Origin of the sequence: Mycobacterium shinjukuense, assembly GCF_010730055.1 — a bacterium.
GTDB lineage: Bacteria > Actinomycetota > Actinomycetes > Mycobacteriales > Mycobacteriaceae > Mycobacterium > Mycobacterium shinjukuense.
Genome location: NZ_AP022575.1, coordinates 747436 through 764596, shown reverse-complemented (window position 1 = coordinate 764596; position 17161 = coordinate 747436). Strand labels below are relative to the sequence as shown.

General features: G+C 68.3%; 16 protein-coding genes, 2 tRNA genes and 1 pseudogene. 8 read left to right on the top strand and 11 right to left on the bottom strand.

Translation table 11 applies throughout. The features are described from left to right. Positions 1-11 precede the first annotated feature (11 nt). Entirely contained in the window at positions 12-206 is a 195-nt protein-coding gene (rpmB, locus tag G6N20_RS03480) for a 50S ribosomal protein L28 (RefSeq protein ID WP_083046803.1), read from the top strand. Positions 207-254: 48 nt separating this feature from the next. Here rpmB and G6N20_RS03475 read toward each other — a convergent pair whose 3' ends face one another. After that, complete coding sequence (locus G6N20_RS03475; protein WP_083046837.1) at positions 255-938, bottom strand: uracil-DNA glycosylase; 684 nt, start codon at positions 936-938, stop codon at positions 255-257. A gap of 54 nt (positions 939-992) precedes the next feature. After that, a complete protein-coding gene (locus G6N20_RS03470) occupies positions 993-1961 on the bottom strand; it encodes a thiamine-phosphate kinase (RefSeq protein WP_083046802.1) in 969 nt (322 codons plus the stop codon). 82 nt (positions 1962-2043) lie between these two features. Here G6N20_RS03470 and G6N20_RS03465 point away from each other — a divergent pair, with 82 nt between their 5' ends. Continuing rightward, the gene (locus tag G6N20_RS03465) at positions 2044-2622 is read left to right on the top strand and encodes a DUF3515 domain-containing protein (RefSeq protein ID WP_179961512.1); all 579 of its coding nucleotides are present in this window, start codon (positions 2044-2046) and stop codon (positions 2620-2622) included. An 8-nt stretch (positions 2623-2630) separates the two neighbouring features. Here G6N20_RS03465 and G6N20_RS03460 read toward each other — a convergent pair whose 3' ends face one another. Beyond that, positions 2631-3752, bottom strand: coding sequence for a D-alanine--D-alanine ligase family protein (locus G6N20_RS03460; RefSeq protein WP_083046801.1), 1122 nt, complete (start codon positions 3750-3752; stop codon positions 2631-2633). 77 nt (positions 3753-3829) lie between these two features. Next, a complete protein-coding gene (locus tag G6N20_RS03455; protein ID WP_083046800.1) occupies positions 3830-4849 on the bottom strand; it encodes an NAD(P)H-dependent glycerol-3-phosphate dehydrogenase in 1020 nt (339 codons plus the stop codon). A gap of 136 nt (positions 4850-4985) precedes the next feature. Between G6N20_RS03455 and cofC the strand changes: the two genes are divergently transcribed. The 3 genes from cofC to mutT1 all read left to right on the top strand — a co-directional run bounded on the left by cofC (position 4986) and on the right by mutT1 (position 8989). Beyond that, on the top strand, positions 4986-5636 hold the full coding sequence (gene cofC / locus G6N20_RS03450) for a 2-phospho-L-lactate guanylyltransferase (protein ID WP_083046799.1): 651 nt from the start codon (positions 4986-4988) through the stop codon (positions 5634-5636). A gap of 111 nt (positions 5637-5747) precedes the next feature. Beyond that, positions 5748-7952: an RNA degradosome polyphosphate kinase gene (locus tag G6N20_RS03445; RefSeq protein ID WP_179961511.1), complete on the top strand. Its 2205-nt coding sequence runs from the start codon at positions 5748-5750 to the stop codon at positions 7950-7952. Positions 7953-8026: 74 nt separating this feature from the next. After that, the gene (mutT1, locus tag G6N20_RS03440; protein WP_083046797.1) at positions 8027-8989 is read left to right on the top strand and encodes an 8-oxo-(d)GTP phosphatase MutT1; all 963 of its coding nucleotides are present in this window, start codon (positions 8027-8029) and stop codon (positions 8987-8989) included. Between the two features lie 70 nt (positions 8990-9059). Here the strand turns inward: mutT1 and G6N20_RS03435 are convergent, their stop codons facing one another. The 3 genes from G6N20_RS03435 to leuC form a co-directional block, all read right to left on the bottom strand. Beyond that, entirely contained in the window at positions 9060-9719 is a 660-nt protein-coding gene (locus tag G6N20_RS03435) for an HU family DNA-binding protein (RefSeq protein WP_083046796.1), read from the bottom strand. A gap of 222 nt (positions 9720-9941) precedes the next feature. Next, positions 9942-10538 carry a 3-isopropylmalate dehydratase small subunit gene (gene leuD / locus G6N20_RS03430; protein ID WP_083046795.1) on the bottom strand — a complete coding sequence of 199 codons (597 nt, stop codon included), beginning with the start codon at positions 10536-10538 and terminating at the stop codon, positions 9942-9944. A 25-nt stretch (positions 10539-10563) separates the two neighbouring features. After that, positions 10564-11979: a 3-isopropylmalate dehydratase large subunit gene (gene leuC, locus G6N20_RS03425; protein WP_083046794.1), complete on the bottom strand. Its 1416-nt coding sequence runs from the start codon at positions 11977-11979 to the stop codon at positions 10564-10566. A gap of 49 nt (positions 11980-12028) precedes the next feature. On the opposite strand from leuC, the gene G6N20_RS03420 reads away from it, so the two are divergent. Then, positions 12029-12730: an IclR family transcriptional regulator gene (locus tag G6N20_RS03420; RefSeq protein WP_083046793.1), complete on the top strand. Its 702-nt coding sequence runs from the start codon at positions 12029-12031 to the stop codon at positions 12728-12730. 106 nt (positions 12731-12836) lie between these two features. Further along, a complete protein-coding gene (locus G6N20_RS03415) occupies positions 12837-13349 on the top strand; it encodes a pyridoxamine 5'-phosphate oxidase family protein (RefSeq protein WP_083046792.1) in 513 nt (170 codons plus the stop codon). Between the two features lies 1 nt (position 13350). Here G6N20_RS03415 and G6N20_RS03410 read toward each other — a convergent pair. The 4 genes from G6N20_RS03410 to G6N20_RS03395 form a co-directional block, all read right to left on the bottom strand. After that, positions 13351-13423, bottom strand: a tRNA-Glu gene (locus G6N20_RS03410). Between the two features lie 39 nt (positions 13424-13462). Beyond that, a tRNA-Gln gene (locus G6N20_RS03405) sits at positions 13463-13534 on the bottom strand. Positions 13535-13661: 127 nt separating this feature from the next. Then, positions 13662-15134 (bottom strand): glutamate--tRNA ligase, encoded by a 1473-nt coding sequence (gene gltX, locus G6N20_RS03400; RefSeq protein ID WP_083046791.1) that lies wholly within the window; start codon positions 15132-15134, stop codon positions 13662-13664. Further along, the gene (locus G6N20_RS03395) at positions 15131-15928 is read right to left on the bottom strand and encodes a fumarylacetoacetate hydrolase family protein (protein ID WP_083046835.1); all 798 of its coding nucleotides are present in this window, start codon (positions 15926-15928) and stop codon (positions 15131-15133) included. The genes gltX and G6N20_RS03395 overlap by 4 nt, the downstream gene beginning before the upstream one ends. On the opposite strand from G6N20_RS03395, the pseudogene G6N20_RS03390 reads away from it, so the two are divergent. After that, a pseudogene (locus tag G6N20_RS03390) lies at positions 15824-17017 on the top strand (MFS transporter); the annotation flags it as partial. The gene G6N20_RS03395 and the pseudogene G6N20_RS03390 sit on opposite strands and share 105 nt — an antisense overlap. Positions 17018-17161: the final 144 nt, after the last annotated feature.

Below are 17161 nucleotides of genomic sequence, written 5' to 3'. Positions count from 1 at the left end.
GAGTTTCACCGATGGCCGCTGTGTGCGATATCTGCGGGAAGGGCCCCGGCTTCGGCAAGTCGGTGTCGCATTCCCACCGGCGCACCAGCCGCCGGTGGGACCCCAACATCCAAACCGTGCACGCCGTGACCCGTCCCGGCGGCAACAAGAAGCGCCTCAACGTCTGCACGTCGTGCATCAAGGCCGGCAAGGTCACCCGCGGCTAACTCCTGCCGGCGCGCGAAGTCGCGCGCCACATCGGTCGGCTGGCCAGGTCAGGGCAACCGCCAATCGATCGGCTCGGCGCCCAGTCCCGCGAGCAGTTCGTTGGCCCGGCTGAACGGCCGAGAGCCGAAGAACCCGCGAGCCGCCGACAGCGGCGAAGGGTGCGGCGACTCGATGGCGACGCAGTTGCCGGCGGCCAGCATCGGCTTGAGCGTCGACGCGTCGCGGCCCCACAGAATCGCCACCAGCGGCGCCGAGCGCGCGACCAGAGCGCGGATCGCGCACTCGGTGACCGCCTCCCAGCCTTTGCCCCGATGCGACGCCGGGTTGTTGGGGCGCACCGTAAGCACCCGGTTCAGCAGCAGCACGCCCCGGTGCGCCCAGGGCGTCAGATCACCGCATGACGGCTGCGGATAGCCGAGGTCGGCGCTGTACTCGTCGAAGATGTTGGCCAGGCTGCGCGGCAGCGGGCTCACCTCGGGGGCAACCGAGAAGCTCAGGCCCACGGCATGTCCGGGCGTTGGGTAGGGGTCTTGCCCCACGATCAGCACCCTCACCTGGTCGAACGGGAAAGTGAAGGCGCGCAACACATTCGGCCCGGCGGGCAGGTATCTGCGGCCGGCCGCGAGCTCGGCGCGCAGGAACTGTCCCATCCGGGCGACGTGCTCGGCCACCGGCGCCAGCGCGGACGCCCAACCCTGCTCGACGAGTTCACTGAGCGGGCGTGCGCTCACCACGGCCCTGTCACCACCAGCGTTCCGGTGCGCGTCGACGGTCACCGCGCCACCCTACCTCCCGAAGGACTGCCAGCCCGCATAGCCAGACCACTCCGCACCGTCGACAAGCACCCTGGCCGGCCCGTCGAGCACCCGCCCGACAACCCGCCACCCAACTGGAGCCGGACCGGCGAAACAGGCGGCCAGGGCATGATCTTCACCGCCGGTCAACACCCACGGCCACGGATCGGCCCGCACCGCGGCGGCGGCCGCGGTCAACGCCTCGACGTCCGCGGCCAGCGCCGCGGTGGACAGGTCGATACCGACCCCCGATGCCCGCGCAACGTGGCGCAGATCGGCGATCAGGCCGTCGGAGACGTCGATCATCGCCTGGGCCCCAGCGACCGCTGCCGCCACGCCCTGACCGTAGGGTGGCTCGGGCACCAGGTGACGGCGGCGCAACTCGTCAAACCCGTCAACCCCGTTGTGCCACAACGCATAACCGGCGGCAGAGCGGCCCAGTTCGCCGATCACGGCGAGCACCGACCCGGCTTGGGCCCCGGACCGCGACACCGGCGGGCGGCCGTCCAGCTCTCCGAGCACCGTCACCGACACCACCCACTGCGGGCAGCTGACCAGGTCGCCGCCGGCGATGCCGGCCCCGATGCGCTCCGCCTCGTCCCACAGCCCGTCAACGAGCGCGCTCACCCGGGCTGCCCGGGTATCGCCGGGCGCCGCGAACCCCACCACGAACGCCATGGGCCGCGCGCCCACCGCCTCGATGTCGGCCGCGTTCTGGGCGATGGCCTTGCGGCCGACATCGTGCGGTGTCGACCAATCCAGCCGAAAGTGCCGATCCTGCACCAACATGTCGGTCGACATCACGGCACGGCCACCACCGACGGCCACCACCGCCGCGTCGTCACCGGGCCCGACCAGCACCGCGGCGGGCTGGCGTCGTCCCCGCACCAACCGGTCGATCACGGCGAACTCACCGAGCTGGTCCAGGCTGGCAGACTCCGCCGCCGTGTCGTCGCGCACGTCACCTCCCTCGACCCGTCTCGGCCAACCGATGGCCGCACGGCCTGCGGTAACTTGAGTCCCTGCCCGCCCGCGTCAGTGTATGAGATCGGAGGTGGCCAGCCAGGTGACAGGCGACTCGGACGCCGACTCCGACGGACCGCCGCGCGTCGTGATGATCGCCGCGGTGGCCCTGGCCGTGGCGGCGGTTGGGGGGATCCTGGTCCTCGCGGCAACCCGCCACCGGACGCCGCAACCGGTCGCCATTCCCGCGGTGGCCGCCCCGCAGGCCGCCGCTCCCGCCTGCCAGGCGCTGCTGGCGGCGCTGCCCGGCCACCTTGGCGACTACCAGCGGGTGCCGGTCGCCCCGCCGGCGCCCGACGGCGCGGCCGCCTGGCGGGCCGGGCGCGAGGGCGAGCCGGTGATCATGCGCTGCGGACTCGACCGCCCGGCCGAGTTCGTGGCGGGCTCGGCGATCCAGTTCGTCGACCGGGTGCAGTGGTTTGAGGTGGCCGCCCAGTCGGCCGGCGAGCGCCGCTCCACCTGGTACACCGTGGACCGTCCGGTCTATGTGGCACTGACGCTCCCGGCGGGCTCGGGACCCACCCCCATCCAGCAGCTGTCCGAGGTGATCGACCGCACCCTGGCCCAGGTGCCGATCAACCCGGCGCCGGCTGGTTAGCCGGAGCGTCAGCGCAGCCCGACCCCGTGGGCCAACGCGGTGTCCACCATGGTCGCCAGCAGGGTGGGATAGTCCACGCCACTGGCCGCCCACATCCGCGGGAACATCGAGATCGTGGTGAATCCCGGCATCGTGTTGATCTCGTTGACCACCGGACCGTCGTCGGTGAGGAAAAAGTCCACCCGGGCCAGGCCCTGACAGTCGATGGCCCTAAACGCCCGGATCGCCAACTGCCGCACCGCGTCGGCGACGTCGTCGTCGACCTTGGCCGGAACGTCCAATTCGGCTGCCTCGTCGAGGTATTTGGTCGCGAAGTCGTAGAAGGCGTCCTCCCGTCCGCGCACCCCGGCGACCCGGATCTCCCCCAGCGTGCTGGCCTCCACTGTGCCGTCGGGCTTTTCGAGGACGCCGCATTCCAGCTCGCGGCCGTTGATCGCCGACTCCACGATCACCTTCGGATCGTGGTGGCGGGCCGCCGTGACCGCGGCGGCCAGCTGGTCCCAGCTCGACACCCGGCTGACGCCGATCGACGAGCCGCCCCGCGCGGGTTTGACGAACACCGGCAAACCCAGCCGCTCGCGCTCCCGCCGGTGCAACGTCGGCCGCGACGGGCGTAGCACCGCGTAGGCGCCCACCGGAAGTCCCTCGGCGCTGAGCAGCTTCTTGGCGAATTCCTTGTCCATGCCCACGGCGCTGGCCAGCACCCCGGCGCCCACGTAGGGCACACCGGCAAGTTCGAGCAACCCCTGGATGGTGCCGTCCTCGCCATACGGGCCGTGCAGCACCGGGAACACCACGTCGACCGCGCCCAACACCTCGCCAGCACCCGGCGGCAGCGACACCAACTGCCCGCCCCGGCGCGGATCGGCGGGCAACACCAGCTCGGTCCCCGATCCGGGGCGCACCGTGGGCAGTTGCCGATCGGTGATCGCCAGCGCATCGGGGTCGCCGTCGGTGAGCACCCACGAGCCGTCGCGGGTGATGCCGATGGCGAGCACGTCGAACCGCTGCGGGTCGAGGTTGCGCAGGATGCTGCCGGCGGACACACACGAGATGGCGTGTTCGTTGCTGCGCCCGCCGAACACGACGGCGACGCGCACCCGCTGGTCACGGCGGTCGCTGGCACCCACAACCTTCAGAGGCTACCGGCTACCGCGCTGCCGGGTCGGGGCTGGCACCCCGAGCTGCGGTTTTGAGGTGCGGAGGCTCATTCGGGCTTGGTGCTGCGACCCAACAGCAGAGCGATCGCCTCGGTCACCGACAACCCCTTGTGACAGACCCGGTGCACGGCGTCGGTGAGCGGCATTTCGACGTCGTAGCTGGACGCCAGCGCGAGCACCGACTCACATGACGTCACCCCTTCGACGACGGGACCGTCTCCGCCATTGGGGGAGCCGTGCAACGCCGACGGCATGGTCTCGCCCCGGCCCAGCCGCTCACCCAACGACCGGTTACGCGAGTGCGGTGAGGTGCAGGTAGCCACCAGGTCACCCACCCCGGCCAGCCCGGCCAGCGTCGCGCCCTGGGCGCCGAGCGCGATCCCCAGCCGCATGATCTCCGCCAGGCCTCGGGTGATGATCGCCGCCGTGGTGTTTTCGCCCAGGCCAACCCCGGCCGCCATCCCACAGGCGAGCGCGATGACGTTCTTGCAGGCCCCACCGATCTCGGTGCCGACGACATCGGAGTTGGTGTAGGGGCGAAAGTACCCGCTGTTCAGGAAGCGTTGCAGCGTTACCGCCCGACCGGAGTCGCTGCACGCGATCACGGTGGCGGCGGGCTGGCATTGCGCGATCTCACTGGCCAGGTTGGGTCCCGAAATCACCGCGACCTGTGCCGGGTCCACCCCGGTCACCGAGACGATCACCTGGCTCATCCGCATCAGCGTGCCCAGCTCGATGCCCTTGGCCAGGCTGACCAGCGTCGCGCCGTCGCGAAACAGCGGCGCCCAGCGCTCCAGATTGGCCCGCATGGTCTGCGCCGGCACCCCCAGCAGCACGGTCGTCGCACCGCCGAGCGCTTCCCCGGCGTCGGCGGTGGCGTGGATGCCCGGCGGCAGCAGCGTGCCGGGCAGATACTCGGGGTTGTAGCGGGTCGCGTTGATCTGCTCGGCGATCTCGGCGCGCCGCGCCCACAGCGTGACCTCTTTACCGGCGTCGGCGAGCACCTTGGCCAGCACGGTGCCCCACGCGCCGGCACCCATCACCGCGATGGTTGACGTGCTGGCCATCGACCATCCTTTCGTGGAGCGCTCCTGCGTCGAAGCTCACTTCAGCCGATACACCCTACTCCGCAGCCAATCGCCGGCAGTGCTGCAGACGCCACCACGCCCAGGACGGCAATCCCACCGAAAATAGGATGACCGCATGGGCGGCACGCGGGCCGACGGCACCGGCGATATCGGCTTGATCGTCGCCGTTAAGCGGTTGGCCGCCGCCAAGACCAGGCTGGCCCCGGTGTTCTCGGCACAAACCCGCGAGAACGTGGTGCTGGCCATGCTGGTGGACACCTTGACCGCGGCCACCCGGGTCAGCGCCGTGCGCTCGATCGCCGTCATCACGCCCGACGAGGCCGCCGCGGCCGCGGCCGCCGGGCTTGGCGTGCGGGTACTCGCCGACCCCACGCCGCACGACGATCCCGACCCGCTCAACAGCGCCATCACCGCAGCCGAACGTGTGATGGCCGGCTCATTCGCCAATATCGTTGTGCTGCAGGGTGATTTGCCCGCATTACAGGCCCAGGAACTCGCCGAGGCCATCGCGGCGGCACGCCAGCACCCACGCAGTTTCGTCGCCGACCGGCTGGGGACCGGGACGGCCGCGCTGTGCGCCTTCGGTGCCGCGCTCGACCCGCAGTTCGGGGCGGATTCGTCCGCGCGGCACCGCCGTTCGGGCGCCATCGAGCTGACCGGCGCGTGGCCCGGCCTGCGCTGCGATGTCGACACCCCGGCCGACCTTGCCGCCGCCCGCCGGCTCGGCGTGGGGCCCGCGACCGCGCGCGCCGTTGCCCATCGCTAGCCGAGATGGCCACGCCGCGCGGTCGACCGACCTATCGTTGATGTCGAAGGGGTGAACAGCACATCAACGGCCAATGGGATGGCTGCCGGGTGCTGGCAGCGATACCCGGAAATGAGCAATGATCGCAGGGTGACCGAAACCGAAGCGCAGGCCCGGCCCCAGGAGAATGCCTGGGATCTCGTCGACTCCGCCACGGCGGCGCCGCCCGCGGCGACCGCCGCCGAGTTCCGCCTTGCGATCGATGAACAACTGCCCGCGGACCGCTATCTGAACCGGGAACTGAGTTGGCTGGATTTCAACGACCGCGTGCTCGCCCTGGCCGCCGATAACTCACTGCCCTTGCTGGAGCGAGCCAAATTCCTGGCGATCTTCGCGTCCAACCTCGACGAGTTTTACATGGTGCGGGTGGCCGGCCTCAAACGCCGTGACGAGATGGGGCTGTCGGCCCTGTCCGCCGACGGGTTGACCCCCCGAGAGCAGCTGCGCCGCATCGGCGAGAAGACCCAGCAGATCGCCAGCCGGCATGCGCGTGTGTTCCTCGACGCGGTGCGGCCCGCGCTCGCCGAGGAAGGCATCCACATCGTCACCTGGGCTGACCTGGATGAGGCCGAGCGCGACCAGTTGTCCACGTATTTCAACGAACAGGTCTTCCCCGTGTTGACGCCGCTGGCCGTCGATCCCGCCCACCCGTTCCCGTTCGTCAGCGGGTTGAGCCTGAACCTGGCGGTCACGGTGCGCCAACCCGAGGACGGCACCCAGCATTTCGCCCGGGTCAAGGTGCCCGACAACGTCGATCGCTTCGTCGAACTCAGCGCCTGCCACGGTGACGGCGAATCGGCCGACCAGCAGGTCGTGCGGTTCCTGCCGATGGAGGAGTTGATCGCCGCCTTCCTGCCGGTGCTGTTCCCCGGCATGGAAATCGTCGAGCATCACGCGTTCCGCATCACCCGCAACGCCGACTTCGAGGTTGAAGAGGACCGCGACGAAGACCTCCTGCAAGCGCTGGAACGGGAACTGGCTCGCCGACGGTTCGGTTCGCCGGTGCGACTCGAGGTCGCCGACGACATGACCGAGAGCATGTTGGAGTTGTTGCTGCGTGAACTCGACGTGCATCCCGGTGATGTCATCGAGGTGCCGGGGCTGCTCGACCTGTCGTCGTTGTGGCAGATCTACGGCGTGGAACGGCCGGCGCTCAAGGACCGGACATTTGTTCCGGCCACCCATCCCGCGTTCGCCGAGCGCGAGACACCCAAGAGCATCTTCGCGACGCTGCGCGAAGGCGACGTGCTGGTGCACCATCCCTACGACTCGTTCTCCACCAGTGTGCAGCGATTCATCGAGCAGGCCGCCGCCGACCCCAACGTGCTGGCGATCAAACAAACCCTGTACCGCACATCCGGTGATTCGCCGATCGTGCGAGCGCTGATCGACGCCGCCGAGGCCGGCAAGCAAGTGGTGGCACTGGTGGAGATCAAGGCGCGCTTCGACGAACAGGCCAACATCCGATGGGCGCGTGCCCTGGAACAAGCGGGCGTGCATGTGGCCTACGGGCTCGTTGGACTCAAGACGCACTGCAAGACATCGCTGGTGGTGCGCCGGGAAGGTCCCGTCATCCGGCGCTACTGCCACATCGGCACCGGCAACTACAACAGCAAGACCGCGCGGCTCTACGAGGACGTCGGATTGCTGACGGCCGCACCCGATATCGGCGCCGACCTGACCGACTTGTTCAACTCATTGACCGGCTACTCCCGCAAACTGTCCTACCGCAACCTGTTGGTGGCCCCGCATGGAATTCGCACCGGCATCATCGAACGCGTCGAGCGCGAGGTCGCGGCTCACCGCACCACCGGTGGCGGCCACATCCGGCTGAAAATGAACGCGCTGGTCGACGAACAGGTCATCGACGCGCTGTATCGCGCGTCGCAGGAGGGCGTGCGGGTGGAGGTGGTGGTGCGCGGCATCTGCGCGCTGCGCCCCGGCGCGCCAGGCTATTCCCAAAACATTGTCGTTCGCTCGATTCTCGGTCGTTTCCTGGAACACTCGCGAATCCTGCATTTCCGCGCCATCGACGAGTTCTGGATCGGCAGCGCCGACATGATGCACCGCAACCTCGACCGCCGCGTCGAGGTGATGGTTGCGGTCAAGGATCCGAGACTGACCGCCCAGCTGGACGAATTGTTCGAGTCCGCACTGGATCCGTCCACACGGTGCTGGGAGCTCGGGCCCGACGGTCAGTGGACCGCGTCGCCCCAGGACGGCGAGAATGTCCGCGACCACCAGGTGTCCCTGATGGAACGCCACCGCAGCCCCTGAACCTATCCCGGTTAGCCCGAGTCCACGTCCGCCACCGCGACCGGCCCTGGCCGAATTGACCTGCAGGAGTTGAGGTGTCGAACCAGAACTCGTCGGCCCAACAATGCGCGGGAGGCCGCGTCGTGTATGCCGCCGGCGCGGTGCTGTGGCGACGTGGCAAGGCCAACTCCGCCAAGACAGCCAACTCCGCCAACACCGTTGAGGTCGCGCTGATCCATCGTCCCCGGTACAACGACTGGTCGCTGCCCAAGGGCAAGGTGAACCCGGGCGAGACGGCGCCGGCGGGCGCCGTGCGGGAGGTATTCGAGGAGACCGGGCACCACGCATACCTTGGCAGACGACTCGCCATGATCAGTTACCCGATCGAGCAAGGCGTCAAGAAAGTCCACTACTGGGCAGCGCGCGCCACCGGCGGTGAATTCGTCCCGGGAACCGAGGTCGATGACCTGGTGTGGCTGCCCGTTGCCGACGCGGTGCGAAGACTCGACTATCCGCCTGATCGAAAGGTCTTGCGCCGGTTCGCTAAACACCCTGCGGACACCAAGACGGTGCTGGTGGTGCGGCACGGCACCGCCGGCAGAAAGTCACGCTTCTCCGGCGACGACACCAAGCGGCCGTTGGACAAGAAGGGACGCGCGCAAGCGGAGGCTTTGGTGGCCCAGCTGCTCGCCTTCGGGGCCACCGACGTGCACGCCGCCGACCGGGTGCGCTGCCATCAGACGGTGGAACCGATCGCCGCGGAGCTTGGCGTTGCGATCCGCAACGAGCCCACCCTGACCGAGGAGGCCTACGCCAAGGATCCGAAACGAGGCCGGCGCCGGGTTCTGCAGATCGCGGCGCGGTCGGGCACACCGGTGATCTGCACGCAGGGCAAAGTGATTCCGGACCTGATCGCCTGGTGGTGCGAGCGTGACGGCGTGCGCCCGGACAAGGCGCGCAACCACAAAGGCAGTACCTGGGTGCTGTCGCTGTCGGCCGGCCGGCTGGTGGCTGCCGACCACATCGGCGGCGCGCTGGCCGGCAACGTTCGGGCCTAACAGCCGGCCCAACACGCGGATACCCTTCGGGGGGCATCGCTGCCCGCCGAAGGGTATCCGCATGGGTAACCTACTTGCGGCCCCGCTTGGCAGCGGCCTTCTTGGCAGGAGCCTTGTTGGCCGGCCGCTTCACCGCCGCCTTCTTGGCCGGTGCCTTGGTCGCGGCCTTGCGCACCGTGGCCTTGGCGGCGGTCTTCTTCACCGCCGCTTTGGTCACCTTCTTGGCCGGGGCCTTGGCCACCGCCTTTTTCGCAGCCGCCTTGGTGACCGCCTTCTTGGCAGCCGCCTTGGTGACCGCCTTCTTGGCGGGGGCCTTAGTGGCCGCCTTCTTGGCGGGGGCCTTGGTGGCCGCCTTCTTGGCGGGTGCCTTGGTGGCCGCCTTCTTGGCCGCCTTCCTGGCTGTGGCCGTCCCCACACCACGCTTCACGGCGGGCCCTTCCGCCGGGAGACGCTGTGCGCCAGAGACAACCGCTTTGAATTGCGCGCCCGGACGGAACGCTGGGACGGACGTCGGCTTCACCCTCACGGTCTCTCCGGTACGCGGATTGCGGGCCACGCGAGCCGCACGGCGCCGCTGCTCGAACACACCGAACCCGGTAATGGTGACGCTGTCACCCCTGTGGACCGCACGCACAATCGTGTCGACGACATTCTCGACGGCGGCGGTCGCCTGCTTACGGTCCGAGCCCAATTTCTGTGTGAGCACGTCAATGAGCTCTGCTTTGTTCATCCAACCCTCCAAGCTAGCGGTCCTCGTTTTGGAACCGACTAGTGGACACGGTAAACCTTCACCTGGCTGATTTCCAAGAGCCACGCGCAATTTCACCGAACCGATTGCCCGGCATTTCGCAATCCGATTGCCGCCCTTGACCGGTGGCGTGGTCTGGAAATGGGTCCGGCCATCCGGCTCCGCAGGGGTTACCCGGGGGCGTACATCCCGCCCCGGAGCCCGTCAAGGGGTGGGCAGAGTGCGCGGTTTCCAGTCCGGGTACGCCGCCTCAAACGATTCGATCTCGTCGAGTTTCCGCAGCGTAAGGGCTATATCGTCGAGTCCTTCGAGCAGTCGCCACGCGGTGTGGTCGTCAATCTTGAACGGCACCACCACCGTTGCAGCGGTGATATTTCGATCTTGAAGATTGGCAGTGATTTCCAGACCCGGACTCTGCTCGATCAGCTTCCAAAGAAGTTCCACATCGTCTTGGGCGACTTCGGCCGCCAGCAGCCCCGCCTTGCCCGCGTTGCCGCGAAAAATGTCACCGAATCGAGACGAGATAACCACCCGGAATCCGTAGTCCAGGAGCGCCCAGACGGCATGCTCCCGGGAAGACCCCGTGCCGAAATCGGGTCCGGCGACCAGGACGGAACCCCGGTCAAAGGGGCTGAGGTTGAGCACGAATGACGGATCCGAGCGCCAGCTCGCAAACAAGCCGTCTTCGAATCCGGTTCGGGTGACGCGCTTCAGAAAGACCGCGGGAATGATCTGGTCGGTGTCGACATTCGACCGCCGCAGCGGCACGCCGATGCCGGTGTGGGTGTGAAAGGCTTCCATGCTGAGTCCCTTGATTCGCGTGAGTTCAATTCAAATCGCCCGGGGCGGACAGTGTGCCGCGAACCGCGGTCGCGGCGGCCACCGCCGGGGAAACCAAATGCGTGCGGCCGCCCTTGCCCTGCCGCCCTTCGAAGTTGCGGTTGGACGTGGCGGCACACCGTTCCCCGGGCGCCAGCTGATCGGGATTCATGCCCAGGCACATGGAACATCCCGCCTGGCGCCACTGCGCGCCCGCGGCGGTGAAGATCTCACCGAGCCCTTCGGCTTCGGCCTGCGCGCGTACTCGCATCGAGCCCGGCACGATCAGCATCCGCACACCCCGAGCCACCTTTCGGCCACGCAGCACGTCGGCCACCACCCGAAGATCCTCGATGCGCCCGTTGGTGCACGACCCGACGAACACGGCGTCGACCGCTATATCGCGCATCGCGATTCCGGGCCGAAGGTCCATGTATGCCAACGCTTTCTCGGCGGCCAGCCGCTCGGCCTCATCGGTCATCAGCGCGGGATCCGGCACCGCTGCAGCCAACGGCACTCCCTGGCCGGGGTTGGTTCCCCAGGTGACGAACGGGCTCAACGAGGCGGCGTCGAGATGCACCTCGGTGTCGAAAACGGCGCCGGCATCGGTGCGCAGGCGCCGCCAGTATGCGAGCGCGGCATCCCAGCGAGCACCGGTCGGGGCGTGCGGGCGGCCCCGCAAGTACTCGTAGGTAACGTCGTCGGGAGCCACCATGCCGGCTCGGGCGCCGGCCTCGATGCTCATGTTGCAGATCGTCATCCGGCCCTCCATGGACAGCGATTCGATGGCGCTGCCGCGATATTCGATGACGTGACCCTGCCCTCCGCCGGTGCCGATCGTGGCGATCAACGCCAGGATGATGTCTTTGGCCGACACGCCCGCGGGCAACCGCCCATCGACGTTGACCGCCATGGTCTTGAACGGACGCAACGGCAGCGTCTGAGTGGCCAGCACATGCTCGACCTCGGACGTGCCGATGCCCATCGCCAACGCGCCGAACGCACCGTGGGTAGAGGTGTGGCTGTCGCCGCAGACGATCGTCATTCCCGGTTGGGTGAGGCCCAATTGCGGTCCGACGACGTGCACGATGCCCTGCTCGATGTCGCCCATCGGATGCAGCCGGATACCGAATTCCGCGCAGTTTCGGCGCAACGTTTCCACCTGGGTGCGCGACACCGGGTCGGCGATCGGCTCGTCGACGTCGACGGTGGGCACGTTGTGATCCTCGGTGGCCAGCGTCAGGTCCGGCCGGCGCACCCGACGTCCGGAGAGCCGCAGGCCGTCGAAGGCCTGCGGGCTGGTGACCTCGTGTACCAGATGCAGGTCGATGTAGATCAAGTCGGGCGCGCCCACGTCGGCACCGGATGCCACCACGTGGTCGTCCCAAACCTTCTGCGCCATGGTGCGAGGTTTCGACGTCATGTTCTCTCAATTCGCTTGATCTCAGAATGCGAGACGCTAGTATCTTTATGTGGGACAGCATAGCGGCATCGGCGTGCTTGACAAAGCCGTGGGCGTGCTGCGGGTGATCGCGGAATCTCCGTGCGGGCTGGCCGAACTCTGTGACCGCACCGGCCTGCCCCGGGCCACCACGTACCGGCTGGCGGCCGCGCTGGAGGTGCATCGCCTGCTGCGACGCGACCAGGAGGGCCACTGGCTGCTGGGGCCGGCGATCACCGAGCTGGCAGCCCTGGTCGACGATCCGCTGCTGGCCGCCAGCGCGGCGGTGCTGCCCCGGCTGCGCGAGACCACCGGCGAAAGCGTGCAGGTGTACCGCCGCGAGGGCACGTCCCGGGTCTGCGTGGCCGCAGCGGAACCGCCTGCAGGCCTTCGCGATACGGTTCCGGTCGGGGCGCGGCTGCCGATGACCGCGGGCTCGGGGGCCAAAGTGCTGCTGGCGCACAGCGACGCCGCCACCCAAGCCGCCGTGCTGCCTTCTGCGGTGTTCACCGATCGGGCGCTGGCCGAGGTGCGCCGGCGCGGTTGGGCGCAAAGCGTGGCCGAGCGGGAGCCCGGAGTAGCCAGCGTGTCGGCGCCGGTGCGCGACGGCCGCGGCGTGGTGATCGCCGCCATATCGGTGTCCGGCCCGATCGACCGGATGGGCCGGCGCCCGGGTGCTCGCTGGGCCGCCGACCTGCTGTCCGCGGCCGACGCGCTGACCCGCCGGCTGTAGGACTCGCGTGCCCCGGTTGTGAATTGCGCGACGGCAGCGCGGCGTGTCACGTCGCGGATTTCACACTGGCGTCCGGTGGCTCGCGTCGGCCTGACAGACTGACGCCGTGGGAACCAATCAGCGCGCCGACATCGTCATGTCCCCGGCTGAAATCGCCGACTTCGTCACCAACAGCCGCACCGGCACCCTGGCCACCCTCGGTCCCGACGGGCAGCCGCACCTGACGGCGATGTGGTACGCCGTGGTCGACGGCGAGATCTGGCTGGAGACCAAGGCCAAGTCGCAAAAGGCCGTCAACCTCAGGCGAGATCCGCGGGTGAGTTTCCTGATCGAAGACGGCGACACCTATGACACCCTGCGCGGGGTGTCCTTCGAGGGTGTTGCCGAAATCGCCGACGATCCGGACACCCTGCACCGGATCGGGGTCAGCGTGTGGGAACGCTACACCGGCCCCTACAGCGACGACGTGAAGCCGTTCGTCGACCAGATGATGAACAAACGCATCGGGGTACGCATCGTCACCCGGCGCGCGCGCTCATGGGATCACCGCAAGCTGGGGCTGGCCCACATGCCGGTAGCCGGATCGACGGCACCGGCGGCGCGCCGAATCCACCGATGAGTAGCCCCGATGGGATTCGAACCCACGCTACCGCCGTGAGAGGGCGGCGTCCTAGGCCGCTAGACGACGGGGCCGGAGCCGATCCGAGCAGTCAGCATAGCTCACGCCTTTTGCTGGGGTACCAGGACTCGAACCTAGAATGGCTGAACCAGAATCAGCTGTGTTGCCAATTACACCATACCCCATCGGCTGGCTAAGACCGCTGGTCAGGGCCCATTCTGCGAATCATAGCCCGCGCCCTGGGAAACGCTGCCGCCAGCCGTCGTCGGCCGACGTGCAGACTACCAAAAACTCGCCCCGCCGCGCGCCCACCTACCCCGAGCGGACGTGCTCGCGCGCGGCGCGCAGCCGCCTTAGGCTGCGGTCGCGGCCGAGCAGCTGCAGCGATTCGAACAACGGCGGGCTGATCGTCGTCCCGGTGGCAGCGACCCGGATCGGGCCGAACGCCGTGCGCGGTTTGAGGGCCAAGCCCTCGATCAGTGCGGCCTTCAGGGCGTCCTCGATGCGCGCCGTGGTCCAGTCCGTCACGTCCGACAACGCGGCCACGGCCGCGTCCAGGACCGGACCCGCGTCGGCAACCAGCTCCTTGGCCGCGGCCTTGGGGTCGATCGCGTAGTGGCTGTCGTTGAGGAATTTCAGCAAGTCCCACGCATCACCAAGCACGACGATGCGGGTCTGCACCAGCTCGGCGGCCTGGGCGAAGCCGGCTTCGTCCAACCCGACGTGCTGGCCGTGCGAGTCCATGTAGCGGCGCAGCCGGGCGGTGAAGTCGTGCACGTCGAGCATCCGGATGTGCTCGGCGTTGAGCGCGTCGGCCTTCTTCTGGTCGAACCGGGCCGGGTTGGAGTTGACGTCGGCAACGTCGAACGCGGCCACCATCTCGTCGAGGCTGAACAGGTCGCGGTCGTCGGCAATCGACCAGCCGAGCAACGCAAGATAATTCAGCAGGCCTTCGGGGATGAAGCCACGGTCGCGGTGGGCGAACAAATTCGACTGCGGGTCGCGCTTGGAGAGCTTCTTGGTTCCCTCCCCCAATACCGTTGGAAGGTGGGCGAATTCCGGAATCCGCTCGGCGACCCCGATGCGAATCAGCGCCTGATACAAGGCGAGCTGGCGTGGGGTCGACGGCAGCAGGTCCTCGCCGCGCAGCACGTGGGTGATCTTCATCAGCGCGTCGTCACAGGGGTTAACCAAGGTGTACAACGGATCTCCGTTGGCCCGGGTCAGCGCGAAGTCGGGCACCGAGCCCTCCGCGAACGTCGTGGGCCCGCGCACCAGGTCGTTCCAGCCGAGATCCTCGTCGGGCATCCGCAGCCGCACCACCGGCTTACGGCCCTCCGCCCGGTACGCCGCGCGCTGCGCGTCGGTCAGCTGGCGGTCGAAGTTGTCATAGCCCAGCTTGGGGTTGCGGCCGGCGGCGATGTGGCGGGCCTCGACCTCCTCCGGCGTGGAGAACGCGTGGTAGGCCTCGCCCGCCGCGAGCAGCCGGGCCAGCACGTCGCGGTAGATTTCGGTGCGCTGCGACTGCCGGTACGGGCCGTACGGCCCGCCCACCTCGGGCCCCTCGTCCCAATTCAGACCCAGCCACCGCAGCGCGTCCAGCAGCGCCAGATAGCTTTCCTCGCTGTCGCGTTGGGCGTCGGTGTCCTCGATGCGAAAAACGAAGGTGCCCCCGGTGTGCCGGGCGTAGGCCCAGTTGAACAACGCGGTGCGCACCATCCCCACGTGCGGTGTGCCGGTGGGCGACGGGCAGAAGCGGACCCGGACGGTTTCTGCTTCGGTCACGACTTTCCTTTGCGGACTACGGGATTGGTGAGGGTACCGATTCCCTCGATGGTGATGGACACGGTGTCACCGTCCTCGATGGGACCGACGCCCGCGGGTGTTCCGGTGAGGATGAGATCACCGGGCAGCAAGGTCATTATCGCCGAGATCCATTCCACGATGGCGCCGACGTCGTGGATCATCAGCGAGGTGCGGGCGTGCTGCTTGACGTCACCGTTGACGGCGGTGCGCAGTTCGAGATCGGCCGGGTCTAGCGGATCTAGGTCGGTGACGATCCACGGCCCGAGCGGGCAGAAGGTGTCGTGTCCCTTGGCCCGCGTCCACTGGCCGTCGGCCTGCTGCTGATCCCGGGCCGACACATCGTTGCCGATGGTGTAGCCGAGAATGTTGTCGGCGGCCTCGCCGGCCGGGACGTCCTTGCACGGCCGGCCGATCACGATCGCCAGCTCGCCCTCGAAGTGCACCGGCGATGCGTTGGCGGGCAATCGAATCGGCGCATTGGGTCCGATGATCGCGGTGTTGGGCTTGAGGAAGATCACCGGGTCAGCCGGCGGCCGGCCACCCATCTCGGCGATATGGCCGGTGTAGTTCTTGCCGACGCCGACCACCTTGCTGGCCAGTATCGGAGCCAGCAGCCGAACATCGGCCAACGGCCAGGACCTGCCGGTGAACGTCGGGGTGCCGAAGGGATGCTCGGCGATTTCGTGTGCGGTCATGCCGGCGGGGTCGTCCGGTTCGCCGTCGATGCCGACGAAGGCGACGCCGTCTGGGCTGGCGATTCGACCAAGACGCATTCGGATGAGCCTAATCAGCCCCGGCAGCGCCAGGACGGCCGAGGCGGCCGCACCGGTGGGTGCCTGTGCGAACATGAGCAGATGTCGCGCGATCCGACCAGCGTGGGCGTGCGTTGGGCGATCATGTTCATCTCGCTGGGGGTGACGGCGAGCTCATTTCTATTCATCAACGGTGTCGCGTTCTTGATCCCGCGTCTGGAAACGGCGGGTGGAGTCCCGTTGGCCCAGGCAGGTCTGGTGGCGTCGATGCCCAGTTGGGGCATGGTGGTCACCATGGTCGCCTGGGGCTACCTGCTGGATCACGCCGGCGAACGGATCGTGATGACGGTGGGCTCGGCGCTTACCGCCGCGGCCGCCTATGCTGCGGCATCGGTGCATTCGCTGCTGTGGGTCGAGGTCTTCTTGTTCCTCGGCGGCATGGCCGCCGGCGGCTGCAACAGCGCCGGCGGCCGGCTGGTGTCGGGCTGGTTCCCGCCGCAGCAACGCGGTCTGGCCATGGGAATCCGCCAGACCGCACAACCGTTGGGGATCGCCTCGGGCGCGCTGGTGATACCCGAGCTGGCCGAACGCGGCACCCACGCGGGGCTGATGTTTCCCGCGATCGCATGCACGGTGGCCGCGGTGGCCAGCCTCCTCGGCGTCGCCGACCCCCCGCGACAATCCCGTCGGAAAGCCTCCGAGGCGGAGCTGGCCAACCCGTATCGCGGATCGTCGGTTTTGTGGCGGATACACGCGGCCTCGGCGTTGCTGATGATGCCGCAGACGGTGACGGTGACGTTCATGCTGGTCTGGCTGATGAACCACCACGGCTGGTCGGTGGCCGAGGCCGGTGTCTTGGTGACCATCTCGCAGCTGCTCGGGGCGCTGGGCCGGATCGCGGTCGGCCGCTGGTCCGACCATGTCGGGTCACGAATGCGGCCGGTCCGCATGATCGCCGCCGCCAGCGCACTGGCCCTGTTCCTGCTCGCACTCGTCGACAACCAGGGCTCCAGGTATGACGTGATGCTGATGATCACCATCTCGGTGCTTGCGGTCCTCGACAACGGTTTGGAGGCCACCGCGATCACCGAGTACGCCGGGCCGTACTGGAGTGGGCGGGCGCTGGGCACGCAGAACACCACCCAGCGGCTGATGGCGGCCGCCGGACCCCCGCTGTTCGGGGCGCTGATCACCGCGTCGGCCTACCCGACGGCGTGGGCGCTGTGCGGTTTGTTCCCGCTGGCGGCCGTGCCG